This window comes from Streptomyces sp. NPDC004111 (genome assembly GCF_042874215.1).
Taxonomy (GTDB): domain Bacteria; phylum Actinomycetota; class Actinomycetes; order Streptomycetales; family Streptomycetaceae; genus Streptomyces.
Genome location: NZ_JBIAMU010000013.1, coordinates 176,624 through 196,344, shown reverse-complemented (window position 1 = coordinate 196,344; position 19,721 = coordinate 176,624). Strand labels below are relative to the sequence as shown.

Below are 19,721 nucleotides of genomic sequence, written 5' to 3'. Positions count from 1 at the left end.
GAAGGGGCCCCCGGCATCGCGCCGGGGGCCCCTTCCGCGTACCCCCTTAAGGACGCCGTGCCGACGTCACGCGGTACACGTCGTACACGCCCTCCACTCCCCTGACCGCCTTCAGGACGTGCCCCAGGTGCTTGGGGTCGCCCATCTCGAAGGTGAAGCGGGAGGTGGCCACCCGGTCGCGGGAGGTCTGGACGGCCGCGGACAGGATGTTGACGTGCTGGTCGGACAGGACGCGGGTGACGTCCGAGAGCAGCCGGGACCGGTCGAGGGCCTCGACCTGGATGGCGACCAGGAAGACCGACGACTGGGTGGGCGCCCACTCGACTTCGAGGATCCGCTCGGGCTGCTGGGACAGCGAGTCCACGTTGACGCAGTCCGCGCGGTGCACGGAGACCCCGCTGCCCCGGGTGACGAACCCGATGATGGGGTCGCCCGGCACCGGGGTGCAGCAGCGGGCCAGCTTGACCCACACGTCGTCGGTGCCCTTGACGACCACACCCGGGTCGGCGTTGGCCCGGCGCTTGCTGCGGCCGTGCGAGGGCGGCGAGCTCTCCGCGATGTCCTCGTTGGCGGCGTCCTCGCCGCCGAGCGCCTGCACCAGCTTCTGCACGACGGACTGCGCGGTGACGTGGCTCTCGCCGATCGCCGCGTACAGCGAGGAGATGTCGGGGTAGCGCATCTCGTGCGCGAGGGTGACCAGCGAGTCCCCGGTGAGGATGCGCTGGATCGGCAGGTTCTGCTTGCGCATGGCGCGCGCGATGGCGTCCTTGCCCTGCTCGATGGCCTCGTCGCGGCGTTCCTTGGAGAACCAGGCTCGGATCTTGTTGCGGGCGCGCGGCGACTTCACGAAGCCGAGCCAGTCCCGGGAGGGACCCGCCCCGTCCGCCTTGGAGGTGAAGACCTCCACCAGGTCGCCGTTGTCCAGGGTCGATTCGAGCGGGACCAGCCGCCCGTTGACCCGCGCCCCTATGGTCCGGTGGCCGACCTCCGTGTGGACGGCGTACGAGAAGTCGACGGGGGTGGCTCCGGCGGGCAGCGCGATGACGTCGCCCTTGGGGGTGAAGACGAAGACCTCGTTGCGGGAGAGGTCGAAGCGCAGCGACTCCAGGAACTCGCTGGGGTCCTCGGTCTCCTTCTGCCAGTCCAGCAGCTGCCGCAGCCACGCCATGTCGTTGACGGCGTCGTCCTTGTGCCGGGGCACGTCGGTGCGGACCTTGGAGGTGCCGGCGACGGCCTCCTGCTTGTACTTCCAGTGCGCGGCGATGCCGTACTCGGCGCGGCGGTGCATGTCGAAGGTGCGGATCTGCAGTTCGACGGGCTTGCCGTTGGGGCCGATGACCGTCGTGTGCAGCGACTGGTACATGTTGAACTTCGGCATCGCGATGTAGTCCTTGAACCGGCCGGGGACCGGGTTCCATCGCGCGTGCACGGTGCCGAGGGCGGCGTAGCAGTCCCGGACGGTGTCGACCAGGACGCGGATGCCCACCAGGTCGTAGATCTCCGCGAAGTCACGGCCGCGGACGATCATCTTCTGGTAGACGCTGTAGTAGTGCTTGGGCCTGCCGGTGACGGTCGCCTTGATGCGGGCGGAGCGCAGGTCGGACTGCACCTCGTCGGTCACTATGGCCAGGTACTCGTCCCGCTTGGGCGCCCGCTCGGCGACCAGCCGCACGATCTCGTCGTACATCTTGGGGTAGAGGATCGCGAAGGCGAGGTCCTCCAGTTCCCACTTGATGGTGTTCATGCCCAGCCGGTGGGCGAGCGGGGCGTAGATCTCCAGCGTCTCGCGGGCCTTCTTCTCCTGCTTCTCCCGCTTGAGGTAGCGCATGGTGCGCATGTTGTGCAGGCGGTCGGCGAGCTTGATGACCAGGACGCGCGGGTCCTTGGCCATGGCGACGACCATCTTGCGCACGGTCTCGGCCTGCGCGGCCTCGCCGAACTTGACCTTGTCGAGCTTGGTGACGCCGTCGACGAGCAGTGCCACCTGGTCGCCGAAGTCGCGGCGCAGGGTGTCGAGTCCGTACTCGGTGTCCTCGACGGTGTCGTGCAGCAGCCCCGCCATCAGCGTCGCCGGGTCCATGCCCAGTTCGGCGAGGATGGTCGTCACGGCGAGCGGGTGGGTGATGTACGGGTCGCCGCTCTTGCGCTTCTGGCCGCGGTGCCAGCGCTCGGCGACCTGGTAGGCGCGCTCGATCTGGCGCAGGGTGGCGGTCTCGATCTTGGGGTCGTTGCCGCGCACTATCCGCAGCAGCGGCTCCAGGACCGGGTTGTACGGGGACTGGCGCTGGACGCCGAGCCGGGCGAGCCGGGCGCGCACGCGGTTGGAGGAGCCGCCGGAGCGGGCGGTGGCGCCCGCCGGGACGGCCGGGCGGACCGCGGGGGCGGGTGCGGGCGGGCCGCCCGCGCGCTCGGGAGCCGCCGCCGGCCTGGACTTCTCGACCGGGGGCTTCGGGGGCGTGGCGCCCGCCGCGGCCTTGTCCGGCTGCGGGGTGGCGACTGGCTGGGCCTCGTCAGGCAAGAGCGCTCCTCGTACGGGTCCTGGAGTCCGGGGCCCTCGGCGGGACCGTCCGGTTCAGGTTCTTCCCGGTCGGGTCCGGAACGCCCATGGTATCGATCCTTGGCTCCGCGTTCTTCCTGGGCCGGGAGTCAGGACAAGGGAAAGGCGGGCCCCGGGTTGCCCCGGTGGCCCGCCTCGGCCGTGTCCGCGCGGGTGCACGGACGCTCGGCCCGGTTCCTCAGACCTCGATCAGTGCCTCCAGCGGAGCGCCCGCGAGGGCGGGCTCCAGCTTGGCGCGGCCGTTGAGGAAGGTCAGCTCCATCAGGACGGCGACCCCGGCGACCTGGGCCCCGGCCCGCCGGATCAGCTCCAGCGAGGCCTCGGCGGTGCCGCCGGTGGCCAGTACGTCGTCGATGACCAGGACCCGGTCGCCCGGGGCGAGGTCCTCGGCGTGCACCTCGATCTCGGCGGTGCCGTACTCCAGCTCGTAGCTCTGCGAGAGCGTCGCTCCGGGGAGCTTGCCGGCCTTGCGCATCGGGATGAAGCCGAGGCCCGCGCGGACCGCGACGGGGGCGGCCAGGATGAAGCCGCGGGCCTCCAGGCCGACGACCTTCGTGGCGCCGTGCTTGACGCACAGCTCCGCGAGGGCGTCGGTGAGGGCGGTGAAGGCCTCCGGGTCCGCGAGCAGCGGGGTGATGTCCTTGAAGACGACACCCGGCTTCGGGTAGTCCGGGACGTCCCTGATGCAGCGCAGCAGCAGCTCGCGGGTGGTGTCGGCGGTGCTCATCGGCGCTTCCCCTGGGTGCTGCGGCCACGCCCGGGACGCGGGCCCACGACGCCCGACGCGGAGGCCGCGACGGCGTCCTCGGGGGCGTCGGCGCCGTCGTCCGTCTCTCCCTTGGCGGCAGCGGCGGCCCGCTTGGCCAGGACGCGCTTCTTCAGGGCCTTCATCTGCGGGTCGCGCTCCTTCAGGTCGGCGACCAGCGGAGTGGCGATGAAGATCGAGGAGTAGGCACCGGCCGCGAGGCCGACGAACAGCGAGAGCGAGATGTCGTTGAGCATGCCCGCGCCGAGTACGCCGCCACCGATGAACAGCAGACCGGCGACCGGCAGCAGGGCGACGACCGTGGTGTTGATGGAACGCACCAGGGTGCCGTTGAGGCTGCGGTTGGCGATCTCGCTGTAGGTGTACTTGGTCTGCTTGGTGATGTCCTTCGCGCCCTCCTTGAGACCGTCGAAGACGACGACGGTGTCGTAGAGGGAGTAACCGAGGATGGTCAGCAGACCGATCACGGTGCCGGGGGTGACCTCGAAGCCCACCAGGGCGTAGATGCCGACGGTGATCGTGAGGTCGTGGACCAGTGCGACGAGGGCGGCGACGGCCATCCGCCACTCGAAGGCGATGGCGAGATAGATCACCACCAGGATCATGAAGACCGCGAGTCCGGTCCACGCCTTGTTGGCGATCTGCTCGCCCCAGCTGGGGCCGACCAGCTCGGTGTTGATCTTGTCGGCGGGGACGTCGAGGTCCTGCGCGAGCTTCTCCGTGACCGGGGCCGCGGTGGCGGTGTCCAGGCCGCCGACCTGGATGCGCAGGGTGCCGTTGCCGAGCTTCTGCACGATGGCGTCGTGGCCGGACGCCTTCTCCGCGTCCTCCTTGGCCTGCTCGACGGTGACCGAGGTGGGCGGGGTGGTGAAGAGTGCGCCGCCCTGGAACTCGATGCCCATGTTGAGGCCCTTGAAGGCGAGGCCCGCGATGGCGACGACGGTGATCAGGACGGAGATTCCGTACCAGAGCCACCGCTTGGCGACGAAGTCGTAGCCGACCTCGCCGCGGTAGAGCCTGGCGCCGATGTTGCCGAGTCGCGACATCTCACGCCTCCTTCGGTTCGGTGGGGGCGGACACACGGCGGGTACGGCGCAACGGGGGCTGGACGCCGAGCCGCTTCGGGTCGAGTCCGGACCACTTGTGGCCGTTGCCGAAGAACTTCGTCTTCGAGGCGAGGACCGTCATCAGCGGCTTGGTGAAGAGGAACACCACGACGACGTCGAGCAGGGTGGTCAGACCCAGGGTGAAGGCGAAGCCCTGCACCTTGCCGACGGTGACGACGTAGAGCACCACGGCGGACAGCAGCGACACGAAGTCGGAGACCAGGATGGTGCGCCGGGCCCGCGGCCAGGCCCGCTCCACGGCGGGACGCAGGGTGCGCCCGTCGCGGATCTCGTCCCGGATGCGTTCGAAGTACACGATGAACGAGTCGGCGGTGATACCGATCGCGACGATCGCACCGCAGACGGCCGGCAGGTTCAGCGCGAAGCCGATGGCCGGGCCGAGCAGCGCCATGATCGTGTAGGTGAGGATGCCGGAGACCAGGAGGCTGAGGATCGCGACGAACGCGAGGCCCCGGTAGTAGACCACCAGGTAGATGATCACGAGCGCGAGACCGATGGCGCCGGCGATGAGACCCGCCTGGAGCTGGTCGCCGCCGAGGGCCGGGGAGACCGTGGTGACGGTCTCCTCCTTGAAGGTCAGCGGCAGGGAGCCGTAGGAGAGGATGTTGCCGAGCTCCTGGGCGGACTCCTGGTTGAAGCTGCCGGAGATCTCGGCGCTGCCGCTGAGCACGGTGCGCACCGAGGGCGCGGAGACGACGTTGCCGTCCAGGATGATGCCGAACTGGTTCATCGGCGGCTGCTGGCTCATCAGCTTGCTGGTCGTCTTGGAGAACTTCTCCGAGCCGGCCTTCGTGAACTCCATGTTCACGATCCAGATCGCGCGCTGCTGGTCGAACTGCGCGCCGGCCTTCTTGACGTCGGTGCCTTCGAGCTCGGCCGGACCCAGGATGTACTTCTCCCAGGTCTTGTTGTCGGTGGCCAGGCCACAGGCGATCGTCGGCTCGGTCGGCTTGATGCCGTCGCCGGCCGCCTCGCGCTGCTCGGAGTTGTTGCAGTCGAGCGCGGCGAAGGCCTTTTCGAGCTTCTGGGTGGCCGGGTCCGGGGCGGGCGGCGTCGTCTTCTTCGGGTCCGGGGTCTTGGCACCCGCGCTGCCCGTGGGGGTCGGCGTCGGCGCCTTCAGCGCGTCGGTGACGGCACGGCCCTGGGAGGTGGCGGTGGCCGTCGGGGACGGCGTGCCCTTGCCCTTGTCCTTGGGGTCGTTCGCAGCCGGCTTGTCCTTGTCCTTGCCCGTGGCGGACGGGGTCGGCTTCGGGGTCTTCGACGGGTCGGGCAGCGGGGAGCCCTGGGTGACCGTCAGCACCGGCCGGAAGTAGAGCTTGGCGGTCGTACCGACCTGCTCACGGGCCTGCTTGGAGTTCGTGCCCTTGGGGATGTTGACGATGATGTGGTCGTTGCCCTGGGTCTGAACCTCGGCCTCGGAGACGCCCATGCCGTTGACACGGCGCTCCATGATGCCGACCGCGGTGTCCATGTTGGTCTTGTTGATCGCGTTCGGCTGGCCGGGCTCGTTCTGCGCCTTGAGCGTGATGCTCGTACCGCCGGCCAGGTCGATGCCCAGGCGCGGGGTGGTGTGCCCGGACGCGAACATCCCGCCCGCGAGGGCGAGGATGAGGATCGTGATCAGGGCCAGGGCGCGGCCCGGCCTGCTGGGGGCCCCCGCCGGCCTGCGGCCCTTCTTCGGTGCTGCCACCTTCTCGTTTCTCCCTGTCCAACCGCACGCGCGGGGTGTGCGTCGATGCGGCCACGAAGTGTTGTGGGGGCGCCGGCCCCCACGGAGACCGGCACGGTCCGCGGACCGCGGCGCGCCTCGGGGTGGCGCCGCGGCCCGCGGAAGTGACTACTTCGCGTCGCCCTCGTCGGACTTCTTGTCCTTGGGCTCGACGTCGGCGGCCGGCTCGTCGGCCTCGGGCTTCTTGCCCAGGTCGATACGGGGGGCGTCGTCGGCGGGAGCGTCGTCCGGGCCGGTCAGCGAGGAGGCGTCGTCCGGGACGACCGGGGTGTCGGCGTCGAGCTCGGCGGCGGCCTCCTCACCGTGCACGATGCGGTTGTACTCGGCGTCGTCGAGGACGGCACCGATGGCGTTCTTCGCGTACACGGCGTGGACGCCGGGGGCGACCTCAAGAAGGACCGTGTCGTCGTGAACCTCCTTGACCGTGGCGTACATGCCGCCGATGGTCCGGACACCGGTGCCGGGCTGCATTTCGTTGCGCATCTGCGCAGCCGCCTGCTGCTTCTTCTTGGCGGACCGGGTCATCAGGAACATGGCCCCGATGAGCACGATGAAGGGGAGGAGGGTCACGATATTCACGGGACGGAAATTCCTTCGCACGACCGCAACTGAAGCGGCCTGATCTACGGGGGCGGGCGATGCCTACCTGGACGGTCGGCATCGGCGGAGTCTAAGCGAGTCCACCTACATGGAACAACGCCCAGCATCGCACCCAGGTTCCTGACGGGGTGCCCTCCACACCGTCACGTCCCGAACAGACCCGGTTGTCCGCTTCTGCCGGCGCCCTGCTGGGGCGGTACGAGGCCCAGGTGCGCCCATGCTGCGGGGGTGGCCACCCGTCCCCGTGGAGTTCTGGCCAGAAGTCCTTCCCGTACCAGGAAGGGCTCGGCGACCTCCTCGACGGTCTCGCGTTCCTCCCCGACGGCGACCGCCAGGGTTGACAGGCCGACCGGGCCGCCGCCGAAGAGCTTGAGGAGTGCGCCGAGGACGGCCCGGTCGAGCCGGTCCAGGCCGCGCGGGTCCACCTCGTACACCTTGAGGGCCGCGGCGGCGATCTCCTTGTCGATGATGCCGCCGTCGGTCTTCACCTGAGCGTAGTCGCGGACCCGGCGCAGCAGCCGGTTGGCGATGCGGGGGGTGCCGCGGGAGCGGCCGGCGATCTCGGCGGCCCCGTCGGCGCCGATCTCCACGTCGAGGAGGCGGGCCGAGCGGTGCACGACGCGCTCCAGTTCGGCGGGCTCGTAGAACTCCATGTGTCCGGTGAAGCCGAAGCGGTCGCGCAGCGGCGGTGGCAGCAGCCCGGCCCGGGTGGTGGCGCCGACCAGGGTGAAGGGGGGCAGTTCCAGCGGGATGGCGGTGGCGCCGGGGCCCTTGCCGACGATGACGTCGACACGGAAGTCCTCCATCGCCATGTAGAGCATCTCCTCCGCCGGGCGGGACATCCGGTGGATCTCGTCGAGGAAGAGGACCTCGCCCTCCTGGAGGGAGGAGAGGATCGCCGCGAGGTCGCCCGCGTGCTGGATGGCGGGGCCGCTGGTGATGCGGATCGGGGCGCCCATCTCGGCGGCGATGATCATGGAGAGGGTGGTCTTGCCCAGGCCGGGGGCGCCGGACAGCAGGACGTGGTCGGCGGTGGCGCCGCGGGCGCGGGCGGCCCGCAGCACCAGGTCGAGCTGTTCGCGCACCTTCTCCTGGCCGACGAACTCCCCCAGGTCCTTGGGGCGCAGTGCGGCCTCGACGGCCTGGTCCTCGCCGTCGGCGGCGGAGTCGACCAGCCGGGGGTCGCTGTCGGGTCCGGTCTCGTCCCAGTTCATGTACGGATCGCTCTCGGGTCGGGGGTTCTGCGTCGGGACCGCGCGGATCAGCGGGTGCGGTTGAGGGTCTGGAGGGCGGCCCGCAGCAGCTGGGGCACGGGCGGCTGGGTGCCCTCGGCGAGCGCGGCCTCGGCCTGCGGGGTGACGGCGGTCACCGCGTCCTCCGCCTCGCGGGAGGCGTAGCCGAGTCCGATGAGGGCGGCGGTGAGCTGCTCGGTCCAGGGGGCGGGGCCGGACGCGACTCGCTGGGCGCCGACGTGTCCCGAGGTGCCGAGCGGTTCGCCGAGCCGGTCCTTCAGTTCGAGCAGGAGCTTCTGGGCGCCCTTCTTGCCGATGCCGGGGACGGCGGTGAGCGCCTTCTCGTCGCCGGTGGAGACCGCGAGCCGCAGGGCGTCGGGGCTGTGCACGGCGAGCATGGCCTGGGCGAGGCGGGGGCCGACGCCGCTGGCGGTCTGGAGCAGTTCGAAGACCTGCCGCTCGTCGTCGTCCGCGAAGCCGTAGAGCGTGAGCGAGTCCTCCCGTACGACGAGGGAGGTGGCGAGCCTGGCGTCCTGGCCCGTGCGGAGCGTGGAGAGGGTGTTCGGGGTGCACTGGACGGCCATGCCGATGCCGCCGACCTCGATCACCGCGGTGGTGGGGGCGAGTGCGGCCACCGGGCCACTGACGAAGGCGATCATGAGGTGCGGCCTTTCCTGACGGTGCTTGCGGTACGGACGGGAGCGGTGCGGGAGCGGTGTGCGGCCACCGCCTGCTGGAGCCGGTTCTGTGCGGGGGCCCGCCAGATGTGGCAGATGGCGAGGGCGAGGGCGTCGGCGGCGTCGGCGGGTCTGGGCGGGGCGTCCAGCCGCAGCAGCCTGGTCACCATCGCGCCGACCTGTGCCTTGTCGGCCCGGCCGCTGCCGCTGACGGCGGCCTTGACCTCGCTGGGGGTGTGCAGGGCGACGGGGATGCCGCGCCGGGACGCGCACAGCATGGCGACCGCGCTGGCCTGGGCGGTGCCCATCACGGTGCTCACGTTGTGCTGGCTGAACACCCGCTCCACGGCGAGGACTTCGGGGCGGTGCTCGTCGAGCCACTGCTCGATGCCCTGCTCGATGGCGACCAGGCGCAGCCCCAGTTCGGCGTCGGCGGGGGTGCGTACGACACCGACCCCGCGCATGGTCAGCGGCCGGCCCGCCACGCCCTCCACGACACCGACACCGCACCGGGTCAGCCCGGGGTCCACACCCAGCACCCGCATGACTCCCCCTTTTTCTCGCTCACCTGTTTGTGCAGGCTATCGGCTCGCACTGACAATCAGGGGCGGCAACGCGACGGGCCGACGGGGAGTGTTCCCCGTCGGCCCGTCGTCGTACCGGTGGCCGGCGCCTACTCGGCGTCGATCGCCGCCATGACCTTGTCGCTGACGTCGAAGTTGGCGAAGACGTTCTGGACGTCGTCGCTGTCCTCCAGCGCGTCGATCAGCTTGAAGATCTTGCGCGCGCCCTCCTCGTCCAGCTCGACCTGCATGGTCGGGACGAAGGTGGCCTCGGCGGAGTCGTAGTCGATGCCGGCCTCCTGGAGGGCGGTGCGGACCGCGACCAGGTCGGTGGCCTCGCTGAGCACCTCGAACGTCTCGCCGAGGTCGTTGACCTCTTCGGCGCCGGCGTCCAGGACCGCGCCGAGCACGTCGTCCTCGGAGAGTTCGGCCTTGGGGACGATGACGACGCCCTTGCGGTTGAACAGGTAGGACACGGAACCCGGGTCGGCCATCGAGCCGCCGTTGCGGGTCATGCCCACGCGGACGTCGGAGGCGGCACGGTTGCGGTTGTCGGTGAGGCACTCGATGAGCACCGCGACACCGTTGGGGCCGTAGCCCTCGTACATGATCGTCTCGTAGTCGGCGCCACCGGCCTCCAGGCCGGCGCCGCGCTTGACGGCGGAGTCGATGTTCTTGTTCGGGACCGAGCTCTTCTTGGCCTTCTGGATGGCGTCGAAGAGGGTCGGGTTGCCCGCCGGGTCGGCGCCGCCCGTGCGCGCCGCGACCTCGATGTTCTTGATCATCTTCGCGAAGAGCTTGCCGCGCTTGGCGTCAATCACGGCCTTCTTGTGCTTCGTCGTAGCCCATTTAGAGTGGCCGGACATCTGCCTGTCTCCTTCGCGTAACCAATTCTGCTGCGTTCGGCAGAGATCCTACCGGGATACCGTCACGTGGCGGTGCGCACCATGTCCACGAACATCGCGTGCACCCGGTGGTCGCCGGTGAGTTCCGGGTGGAAGGAGGTGGCGAGCGCGTTGTTCTGCCGTACGGCGACGATGTGACCGCCGTGCTCGGCGAGCACCTCCACCTCGGCCCCGACCGACTCCACCCACGGTGCGCGGATGAAGACGCCCTCGACGGGGCCGCCCTCGACTCCGGTGACGTCGACGGTGGTCTCGAAGGATTCGTTCTGCCGTCCGAAGGCGTTGCGGCGGACGATCATGTCGATGCCGCCGAGCGTCTCCTGACCGGACCTCGGGTCGAGGATCTTGTCCGCGAGCAGGATCAGCCCGGCGCAGGTGCCGTAGACCGGCATGCTCGCGGCGATGCGCTCGCGCAGCGGCTCCAGCAGGCCGAAGAGGGTGGCCAGCTTGGAGATGGTGGTGGACTCGCCACCGGGGACGACCAGGCCGTCGACCTCGGCGAGTTCCTCGGGACGCCGGACCTCCCTGGCCGTGGCGTCGGCCACGGCCAGGGCGACCAGGTGCTCCCGTACGTCGCCCTGGAGGGCCAGGACGCCGACAACGGGGTTGGCCTTCATGCGAGTTACCAGCCCCGGTTGGCGTAGCGCTCGGCCTCGGGGAGGGTGTCGCAGTTGATGCCGACCATGGCCTCGCCCAGGTTCCGCGACGCGTCCGCGATGATCTTCGGGTCGTCGAAGAAGGTGGTGGCGCGGACGATGGCGGCGGCACGCTTGGCCGGGTCGCCGGACTTGAAGATGCCGGAGCCGACGAAGACGCCCTCGGCACCGAGCTGGCGCATCAGCGCGGCGTCGGCCGGGGTGGCCACACCACCGGCGGAGAACAGCACCACGGGGAGCTTGCCGAGCTCGGCGACCTCCTTGACCAGCTCGTAGGGGGCACGCAGCTCCTTGGCGGCGGCGAACAGCTCGTTGTTGTCGAAGCCGCGCAGCTTGGCGATCTCGTTCTTGATCTGGCGCAGGTGGCGCACGGCCTCCACGACGTTGCCGGTGCCGGCCTCGCCCTTGGAGCGGATCATGGCCGCGCCCTCGGCGATGCGGCGCAGGGCCTCGCCCAGGTTGGTGGCGCCACAGACGAAGGGGGTGGTGAAGGCCCACTTGTCGGAGTGGTTGACCTCGTCGGCCGGGGTGAGTACCTCGGACTCGTCGATGTAGTCGACGCCGAGCGACTGGAGGACCTGGGCCTCGACGAAGTGGCCGATCCGGGACTTCGCCATGACCGGGATGGACACGGCCTCGATGATCTCTTCGATCATGTTCGGGTCGGACATCCGGGCCACTCCGCCGTCCTTGCGGATGTCGGCGGGGACCCGCTCCAGCGCCATGACGGCGACGGCGCCGGCGTCCTCGGCGATCTTCGCCTGCTCGGCGTTGACGACGTCCATGATCACGCCGCCCTTGAGCTGCTCGGCCATGCCGCGCTTGACGCGGTCGGTGCCGGTGGCGGCGGCCTTCGCGGACTTCTCCGACTTGGCGGCCTTCGACGACTTGGACGGCTTCACGGACTTGCTCGACACGGGGACCTCGCTGGGTGAAGAGGGTTCTTGCACCCCGAGAAAACCGTCTGCGACCAGTCCACTGCAAGGGCCAATGAACACCCGGTGGCTCGTTTTCCGCTGCTGGTGCGCCGCGAGGGGCCCCGCGGTGGGCCCCAGCCCGGACACGGGGTTGTGCGTCCCGGGCCGGGTACGGGGTTCCACGTCCCCCTCCGGTACGAGGTTCTACGTCCCCGGCCGGTCGGCCAGTGCCACCGGAGGCTCGTCGTCCATCTCGAAGGCCATCGGGAACGGCGCGTGTCCGGCCAGCCGGAACCACCGCACCTTGCGGTGCCGCCGCAGCGCCCGCGCCGCCCGCACCGAGTCGTTGTGGAACCGCCGGGCCATCGGCACCCTGCGCACCGCGGCAGCCAGTTCCCCCGCGGCCTCCTCGCCGCCCTCGGCCGCCTTCAGCTCCTCCACCTGCTCCACCTCGCCGAAGACCGCCCGCAGCGCCTGGCTCAGCTCGCTCTCGGCGACCTCCCGCTGCTCCTCCTCGGCCTGCCGGGCGGCGTGCGCCGCCTGGTACAGCACGATCGACGCGGCCGGGTCGAGCACCCCGGAGGTCGCCAGTTCCTGGGCGACCGAGGCGCGCCGCAGCAGCTGCGCGTCCAGCGCGGCGCGGGAGGCGTCCAGACGGGCGTGCAGCCGGTCCAGCCGTCCCGCGGTCCAACTGAGGTAGAGCCCGATCGCGACGAGGCCGACGATGATCCAGATGAGGGTTGCGGTCACCCGGCGAGGCTACCTGGGCGAGCCCTTGCCGCCGGGAGCGCCGCTACTCCCGGCCCAGCCCGAAGCGGCCCCGCCGCCCCGCCCGCAGGCCTCCCCCGGCCGGCACCGAGGCCACCGAGGCGGCCCCGTCGGCCACCGTCTCGTACACCGCGAGGATGTCCGCGCCGACCGTCGACCAGTCGAACCGGCGCACGTGCGCGCTGCCGCGCGAGCTGAGCTCGGTGCGCCGCTTCTCGTCGCCGAGCAGGCGGACGGCGGCGGCGGCGAGCGCCTCGGCGTCCTCGTTGGCGAAGACCTCGCCCGCCTCGCCCTGGTCGAGCACCTGCACGAAGGCGTCGAGGTCGCTGGCCAGCACCGGCGCGCCCGCCGACAGGGCCTCGACCAGGATGATGCCGAAGCTCTCGCCACCGGTGTTGGGCGCCACGTACACATCGACGCTGCGCAGCAGTCTCGCCTTGTCCTCGTCGCTGACCATGCCGAGGAACTCGACGCGCGGGCGCAGTTCGGCGGGCAGCGAGGCGACCGCCTCCTGCTCGTCGCCGCGGCCCGCGACCAGCAGCCGGGCGTCCGGGAACTCGGCGAAGATCTTCGGCAGCGCCCGCATCAGCACCGGCAGCCCCTTGCGCGGCTCGTCGATGCGGCCGATGAAGCCGAGGGTCCGCCCCTGCCACTCCGGCTTCGGCTCGGCGTCGGCGAAGAAGCCCACGTCGACGCCGTTGGGGATGACGACCGCGTCTCCGCCCAGGTGCTCGACCAGGGTGCGCCGCGCGTACTCGCTGACCGCGATCCGGGCGCTGATCTTCTCCAGCGCCGGCTGCAGGATCGGGTACGCGGCGATCATCGCGCGGGAGCGCGCGGTGGAGGTGTGGAAGGTGGCGACGATCGGCCCCTGCGCGGCCCAGCAGGTCAGCAGCCCGAGCGACGGCGAGGCCGGCTCGTGGATGTGCACCACGTCGAACTCGCCCTCGTGCAGCCAGCGCCGCACCCGGGCCGCCGACAGGAACCCGAAGCTGAGCCGGGCCACCGAGCCGTTGTACGGAACCGGAACGGCACGCCCCGCCGAGACGACGTACGGCGGCAGCGGGGTCTCGTCGTCCGCGGGGGCGAGCACGGACACCTCGTGGCCCAGCCGGATCAGGTGTTCGGCCAGGTCCCGGATGTGGAACTGGACGCCGCCCGGCACGTCCCAGGAGTACGGGCAGACGATCCCGACCCTCACTCCTGTCCCTCCGGCCGTGTCTCCAGGTCAGCCAGCCACAGTCGTTGCAGCATGTGCCAGTCCTCCGGGTGCTCGGCGATCCCGCTGGCGAAGGCATCGGCCAGCGCCTGTGTCATCTCTGACGTCTTTTCGCTCCGCGTGCCTGTCCCGGGCACGTCCACCGGCGGGTGGACCCGTCCGCTCATCACCTTCGGACCGTCGTACCAGAGGGTGACCGGCAGCAACAGCGCGCCCGTCTGCTGGGCCAGGATCGCGGGACCGGCGGGCATCCGGGCGCTCTCGCCGAAGAACTTGACCTCGACGCCGGACGCGGAGAGGTCCCGGTCGGCGACCAGGCACACCAGCCCGCCGGCCCGCAGCCGCCGGGCGAGCGTGCCGAAGGCGGAGCCGCCGGTGTGCGGCAGGACCTCCATGCCGAGGCTCTCGCGGTAGGCGACGAACCTGTCGTACAGCGTCTCCGGCTTGAGCCGCTCGGCGACGGTCGTGAAGGGGTGGCCGAGGTGGGAGGTCACCCAGACCCCGGCGAGGTCCCAGTTGCCCATGTGCGGCAGGGCGAGGACCACGCCTTGGCCCGATGCGAGGGCCTCCGTTATGCGGTGGCCGTCCCGGATGCGGACATCGGCGGCGATACGTTCCGGCTTCCAGGTGGGCAGCCGGAAGGACTCCATCCAGTACCGCATGTACGAGCGCATGCCGGCCTTGGACAGGGCGGCGAGCCGCGCCTGGCTCGCGTCCGGCACGACCCGGGCGAGGTTGGACTCCAGCCGCAGCACGCTCTTGCCGCGCCGCTTCCAGACCCGGTCGGCGATCAGTCGGCCGAGCCCCGCCGCGACCGGCTCGGGCAGCAGTTTCACCCCGCCCCAGCCGAGCCCGTACAGGCCGTCGACCAGCTTGTCCTTGGCGCTCACCGGCTCCTCGGCGGTCTTCGGGGAGGTCGCTCCGGGCTCGCTCACGACGCCGCTCCGTTCCCGGTCGCGGCGTCCGCCTCGGCCGACTCCCGCCGTACGGTCACCACCCGCTGCCCGAGCGTCACCAGCGAGCCGACGGCGACGGCCCACAGCGCGATCGGCAGCAGCACCTCGACCCCCGGCAGCCCGAACTTGTGCAGCCCCGTGACACCCGCGGCGACCAGTGTGATCACCAGGCGCTCCGCCCGCTCGACGAGCCCGTTGACCGCGACCGGCAGCCCGATCGCCTCGCCGCGGGCCTTGGTGTACGACACGACCTGACCGCTCGCCAGGCAGAAGATGGACACCGCGCACAGCACGTTGTCGTTGCCGTTGCCCGCGTACCAGAGGGCGAGTCCGCCGAAGATGCCCGCGTCGGCGACCCGGTCCAGCGTGGAGTCGAGGAACGCGCCCCACCGGCTGGACACCCCGGCCTGCCTGGCCATGTTGCCGTCAACGAGGTCGGAGAAGACGAAGAGGGTGATGACGATGGTGCCCCAGAAGAACTCCCCGCGTGGGAAGAAGACCAGCGCACCCGCCATCACTCCGGCCGTACCGATGAGCGTGACCGCATCGGGGCTGACTCCGCGTCGGAGCAGAAATGCGGCAAACGGTGTGAGGACACGCGTGAAGAATGCACGCGCGTACTTGTTCAGCATGGCCTTCCCGAGGGGTCGGTGGGCCGAGCGGCCCCTATGGCCACCGGCTGGCCCATCGTAGCCACGGCGGCCCCGCTCCACCGTCGGGCACCCGGCCGGGCGCCGTGTCCCTAGGGCAGATGGCGGCACCCGGCGTGGCGCCGTACGGCGGAGCGCACCGGGGTATGGACGCACAGTGACCCGAGTGGAAAGCTCGAATGACCGCGGGCGTCATCGGTGCCGCCACGCCGCTGCGGCTCGTCATGTCCGCGCCCTTCTCCTCACCGTGCACGAACACCGGGAGGCCAGAAACCATGGGCGACAAGACACACGGCACGCATCCCCACGCCGGGGCCGCCGGCAGGGCAGCAACGGCCGACCACCCCTCATCCGTACGGAACGTGGTGCTGGTCGGCCACAGCGGATCGGGCAAGACCACTCTGGTGGAAGCCCTCGCGCTGGCGTCGGGGGCGGTGAACAGGGCGGGCCGCGTCGAGGACGGCACCACCGTCTCCGACCACGACGAGATCGAGCACCGGCAGCAGCGCTCGGTACAGCTCTCGCTCGTCCCCGTCAACTGGGACGGCATCAAGATCAATCTGTTGGACACTCCCGGGTACGCCGATTTCGTCGGGGAGTTGAGGGCCGGTCTGCGGGCCGCGGACGCGGCCCTTTTCGTCGTCTCGGCCTCGGACGGGGTGGACGGCGCGACCCGCATGGTGTGGGAGGAGTGCGCGGCCGTCGGGATGCCGCGGGCCATCGTGGTCACCCATCTGGAGGCGGCCCGCGCCAACTTCGAGTCGATGACCGACTTCTGCGCCGAGGCCTTCGGGCACGACGACCCCGACGCCGTACTCCCCCTCTACCTGCCGCTCTACGGCGATCACGGGGCCGACGGGCACGCACCCGTCGTCGGCCTCCTCGGTCTGCTCTCGCAGAAGATCTACGACTACTCCTCCGGCGAGCGCACCGAACTCGTCCCCGACCCGACCCAGTTGCCGCGCATCGAGGCCGCCCGCAACCGGCTCATCGAGGGGATCATCGCCGAGAGCGAGGACGAGTCCCTGATGGACCGTTACCTCGCGGGTGAGGAACTCGACCTCAAGACCCTGATCGGCGATCTCGAACGGGGCGTCGCCCGCGGCTCGTTCCACCCGGTCCTCGCCGCCGCGCCCGCCCCCGAGGGCAGCCGCCAGGGTCTCGGCACGGTGGAGATCCTGGAGCTGATCACCGGCGGGTTCCCGACCCCCGCCGAGCACGAACTGCCCGCCGTCACCACCCCGCAGGGCAAACCCTGCCCCCCGCTCTCCTGCGACCCGGCGGGCCCGCTGGTCGCCGAGGTGGTCAAGACCGCCTCCGACCCGTACGTCGGCCGGATCTCCCTGGTCCGGGTGTTCTCCGGCACGCTGCACCCCGACGAGACCGTCCACGTCTCGGGGCACGGGCTGGCCGACCGCGGCCACGAGGACCACGACGTCGACGAGCGGGTCGGCGCCCTCTCCTCCCCCTTCGGGAAACAGCAGCGCACCCTCTCCCGCGCCGTCGCCGGGGACCTCGCCTGCGTGGCGAAACTCACCCGCGCCGAGACCGGCGACACCCTCTCCGCCAGGGACAACCCGCTGCTGATGGAGCCCTGGTCGATGCCCGACCCGCTCCTGCCGCTGGCCATCGAGGCACACAGCAAGGCGGACGAGGACAAGCTCTCGCAGGGCCTGGCCCGGCTCGTCGCCGAGGACCCGACGATGCGGCTGGAGCAGAACCCCGCCACCCGCCAGCTGGTCCTGTGGTGCCTGGGCGAGGCGCACCGCGAGGTCGCCCTGGAGCGGCTGCGCGCGCGGTACGGGGTCCAGGTCGACGCCGTCGACCACAAGGTGTCGCTGCGCGAGACCTTCGGCGAGCGCACCGCGGGCCGGGGCCGGCACGTCAAGCAGTCCGGCGGCCACGGCCAGTACGCCATCTGCGAGATCGACGTGGAGCCGCTGCCGCCGGGCACCGGCATCGAGTTCGTCGACAAGGTGGTGGGCGGGGCGGTGCCGCGCCAGTTCATCCCGTCCGTGGAGAAGGGCGTACGGGCCCAGGCCGCACGCGGTCTGGCCACCGGCTATCCGCTGGTCGACGTGCGGATCACGCTGAAGGACGGCAAGGCGCACTCGGTGGACTCCTCCGACGCCGCCTTCCAGACGGCGGGCGCGCTGGCTCTGCGGGAGGCCGCCGCGGACGCCAGGATCGACCTCCTGGAGCCGGTCGCCGCGGTCACCGTCCTGGTGCCCGACGACTACGTCGGACCGGTGATGAGCGACCTCTCGGGACGGCGCGGCCGGGTCGTGGGCACCGAACAGGCGGGCCAGGGCCGCACCCTGATCCGGGCCGAGGTCCCCGAGATCGAGATCGGCAGGTACGCGGTCGACCTGCGCTCCGTGTCGCACGGCACGGGCCGCTTCAGCCGTACCTACGCCCGGCACGAGGCGATGCCCCCTCCACTGGCAGGCAAATTCCGTGAAAAGGAGCAAAACGGCGGCTAGTTGACCGATTTGTGGGGATGCCGTCCGCCCAATTCCTGTGCGGTGGGCGGCATTCCGCGCTCCGGTGACGCCCGGGGCGCCACGTCGATACTCTGTGAGCGCAGCTCAGAAGGTGTGCGGGGCACGGCAGTTGGGAACAGGCGCAGAGGCGGGCAACGTCTCCGCCCGGCGGACAGGAACGCCGGGCAAGGGCGCCGGGTGGTGCCCCGCGGCGGCGTTGTCGTAGGTGAACGGTCGATGGGGGCGGTAGTGGCGGACGCGGGATTCGATTTCTCACCCGGGGCACAGGTGCCGCTCCAGGGTGCCGCGGGACAGACCGCGGCGACGCACGCGCTGGCCTCGGCCGCGTACCGGGACAGCCCGGTGACGGCGATCCTCGACGCGAACAGCGACTGGCACAAGTCCGAGGTGAAGAAGGGCAGGCTCTCCCTCTTCGAGCCGAACCTGGGCGAGGCGTTCTCGCGCGCCGTCCAGGTCCGCATGCTCGGCGGGGCCCGCGCGGCGCTGATCCAGTCGTTCGGCACCGAGCCCCAGACCGTCGTCGAGCACTGCCTGGCGGCCACCAACATCCGCAAGGCGCGGGACGCCAAGCTCACCGCCGTGATGGCCGTCTGCGGCCTGCTCTTCCTGCCCGGTCTGCTGATCTGGCTGGCCGTCTTCCAGCTCCGGCGCACCATCGCGGGCGCCAAGGACCGGCGCACCGGCGCCCTGGGCACCGCACTGCTGATCGCCGTCGCGGGCCTGGTGGTGATCTTCCTCATCAAGCTGCCGTTCAACGGCGTCCTGGGCATCTACCTGCGCGCGATGCTGGTCGCCCCGGTCATCGGCTGGCTGTGGGCCAAGCAGATCTGCGAGTCCACCGCCAAGGACCTCCGGGAGCGCTGGTCGGCGCTGCTGTCGGGCGGCGGCGTCGGCGCCAAGATCCCCGAGGCGGTGCCCCGCAGTCCCGGCGAGATCTCCGCCGAGAACCTCCGCCAGGGCCTCGCCCGGCTCACCGCCGAGCAGCAGTCCAACTCGGTCTTCTACGCCGGCCCCAAGGGCATACTCGGCATGGGCACCCGCTGGGGCAGCTGGCAGCTCGCCGAGGAGCTCAACCGCGCCGATCCCACCAAGGAGATCCACGGCTTCCGCAGCTGGGACGTCATCCGTGCCATCCACGACCAGCTCCGGATGCTGGAGCGGGGCCCGCTGCACACCGGCGGCTTCCCCACCCCCTCGGTGAAGCACTGGATCGTCGCCCCGGTCGGCGAGAACGCGGGCTCGGTCAGCCGCCCCGAGGGCCAGGACGTGGAGGCGTACCAGATCAAGCAGCACGAGATACAGCGCATCTGCAACGAGCAGCAGTTCGGCTCGGGCAACCGGCACTACCTCGGCGTCCAGTTCACCCTCTGGGACGGCCAGCTGGTGATCACCATGCTCATCACGGTGACCGTGCTGCACGAGACGCTGCGCATCGAGGTCACAGGTCACGCGCTGGGCCCGGTGCACTCCCTGTTCACCTCGAAGCCGAGCCCCAAGACGGTCACCGTCAGCAAGACGGTCCGCTTCTGGGAGACCAAGACCAGCGAGCTGCCGCTCATCGACACCCCCGAGGTGGTGCGCCTGAGCGTCCGCGCCCCGCTGACCTGGTTCCCCAACGTTCTGGACCACATGGGCGGCAAGCTCGCGCTCCCCGAGCCGTTCGGCCTGCGGCACGCCTGGGCGGACAAGCCCTGGCGCCACCGCTTCATGGCGGACGACGCGATGCGCGCGGCGGCGCCGGTCCTGCGGGTCGTGCACACCGCGGCCATCAAGGTCCTGGAGGACCACGGGGTCGACACCGAACGCTTCAGCGGCCGTGCGATGAACCTCAGCGGCATGGTCCAGGACCCGTCACCGCGCAGGGCCGACGTGTACGACGCGTGATGCGGCGGCGG

General features: G+C 70.9%; 17 protein-coding genes. 2 read left to right on the top strand and 15 right to left on the bottom strand.

Features of this window, described 5'->3' with window-relative positions; translation table 11 throughout:
• Positions 1-46: 46 nt before the first annotated feature.
• The 15 genes from ACFYVL_RS25435 to pgsA form a co-directional block, all read right to left on the bottom strand.
• Positions 47-2,518, bottom strand: coding sequence for a RelA/SpoT family protein (locus ACFYVL_RS25435; RefSeq protein WP_389248555.1), 2,472 nt, complete (start codon positions 2,516-2,518; stop codon positions 47-49).
• 217 nt (positions 2,519-2,735) lie between these two features.
• Positions 2,736-3,284: an adenine phosphoribosyltransferase gene (locus tag ACFYVL_RS25430; protein WP_389248553.1), complete on the bottom strand. Its 549-nt coding sequence runs from the start codon at positions 3,282-3,284 to the stop codon at positions 2,736-2,738.
• Positions 3,281-4,369, bottom strand: coding sequence for a protein translocase subunit SecF (gene secF, locus ACFYVL_RS25425; protein WP_389248551.1), 1,089 nt, complete (start codon positions 4,367-4,369; stop codon positions 3,281-3,283). Before secF ends, ACFYVL_RS25430 begins: the two co-directional genes overlap by 4 nt.
• A 1-nt stretch (position 4,370) precedes the next feature.
• Complete coding sequence (gene secD, locus ACFYVL_RS25420) at positions 4,371-6,140, bottom strand: protein translocase subunit SecD (RefSeq protein WP_389248549.1); 1,770 nt, start codon at positions 6,138-6,140, stop codon at positions 4,371-4,373.
• A 147-nt stretch (positions 6,141-6,287) separates the two neighbouring features.
• The gene (gene yajC, locus ACFYVL_RS25415) at positions 6,288-6,758 is read right to left on the bottom strand and encodes a preprotein translocase subunit YajC (protein ID WP_389248547.1); all 471 of its coding nucleotides are present in this window, start codon (positions 6,756-6,758) and stop codon (positions 6,288-6,290) included.
• Positions 6,759-6,922: 164 nt separating this feature from the next.
• Positions 6,923-7,993 (bottom strand): Holliday junction branch migration DNA helicase RuvB, encoded by a 1,071-nt coding sequence (gene ruvB / locus ACFYVL_RS25410; RefSeq protein WP_389248545.1) that lies wholly within the window; start codon positions 7,991-7,993, stop codon positions 6,923-6,925.
• Positions 7,994-8,040: 47 nt separating this feature from the next.
• Positions 8,041-8,670 carry a Holliday junction branch migration protein RuvA gene (gene ruvA / locus ACFYVL_RS25405; protein ID WP_389248543.1) on the bottom strand — a complete coding sequence of 210 codons (630 nt, stop codon included), beginning with the start codon at positions 8,668-8,670 and terminating at the stop codon, positions 8,041-8,043.
• Positions 8,667-9,233, bottom strand: a complete 567-nt coding sequence (gene ruvC, locus ACFYVL_RS25400; RefSeq protein ID WP_389248541.1) for a crossover junction endodeoxyribonuclease RuvC — start codon at positions 9,231-9,233, stop codon at positions 8,667-8,669. Before ruvC ends, ruvA begins: the two co-directional genes overlap by 4 nt.
• A gap of 128 nt (positions 9,234-9,361) precedes the next feature.
• Positions 9,362-10,117 carry a YebC/PmpR family DNA-binding transcriptional regulator gene (locus ACFYVL_RS25395; RefSeq protein ID WP_389248539.1) on the bottom strand — a complete coding sequence of 252 codons (756 nt, stop codon included), beginning with the start codon at positions 10,115-10,117 and terminating at the stop codon, positions 9,362-9,364.
• Between the two features lie 62 nt (positions 10,118-10,179).
• On the bottom strand, positions 10,180-10,773 hold the full coding sequence (gene pdxT, locus ACFYVL_RS25390; protein ID WP_389248537.1) for a pyridoxal 5'-phosphate synthase glutaminase subunit PdxT: 594 nt from the start codon (positions 10,771-10,773) through the stop codon (positions 10,180-10,182).
• A gap of 5 nt (positions 10,774-10,778) precedes the next feature.
• Positions 10,779-11,714, bottom strand: a complete 936-nt coding sequence (pdxS, locus tag ACFYVL_RS25385) for a pyridoxal 5'-phosphate synthase lyase subunit PdxS (protein ID WP_389248749.1) — start codon at positions 11,712-11,714, stop codon at positions 10,779-10,781.
• 219 nt (positions 11,715-11,933) lie between these two features.
• Positions 11,934-12,479 (bottom strand): hypothetical protein, encoded by a 546-nt coding sequence (locus ACFYVL_RS25380; RefSeq protein ID WP_389248535.1) that lies wholly within the window; start codon positions 12,477-12,479, stop codon positions 11,934-11,936.
• 43 nt (positions 12,480-12,522) lie between these two features.
• Positions 12,523-13,698, bottom strand: a complete 1,176-nt coding sequence (locus ACFYVL_RS25375) for a glycosyltransferase family 4 protein (protein WP_389248533.1) — start codon at positions 13,696-13,698, stop codon at positions 12,523-12,525.
• Complete coding sequence (locus ACFYVL_RS25370) at positions 13,695-14,651, bottom strand: phosphatidylinositol mannoside acyltransferase (RefSeq protein ID WP_389248531.1); 957 nt, start codon at positions 14,649-14,651, stop codon at positions 13,695-13,697. The genes ACFYVL_RS25375 and ACFYVL_RS25370 overlap by 4 nt, the downstream gene beginning before the upstream one ends.
• Positions 14,648-15,304 (bottom strand): phosphatidylinositol phosphate synthase, encoded by a 657-nt coding sequence (pgsA, locus tag ACFYVL_RS25365; protein ID WP_389248529.1) that lies wholly within the window; start codon positions 15,302-15,304, stop codon positions 14,648-14,650. Before pgsA ends, ACFYVL_RS25370 begins: the two co-directional genes overlap by 4 nt.
• 293 nt (positions 15,305-15,597) lie before the next feature.
• On the opposite strand from pgsA, the gene ACFYVL_RS25360 reads away from it, so the two are divergent.
• Positions 15,598-17,805, top strand: a complete 2,208-nt coding sequence (locus ACFYVL_RS25360; RefSeq protein WP_389248527.1) for an elongation factor G-like protein EF-G2 — start codon at positions 15,598-15,600, stop codon at positions 17,803-17,805.
• 237 nt (positions 17,806-18,042) lie between these two features.
• Positions 18,043-19,710 carry a hypothetical protein gene (locus ACFYVL_RS25355; protein ID WP_389248526.1) on the top strand — a complete coding sequence of 556 codons (1,668 nt, stop codon included), beginning with the start codon at positions 18,043-18,045 and terminating at the stop codon, positions 19,708-19,710.
• Positions 19,711-19,721: the final 11 nt, after the last annotated feature.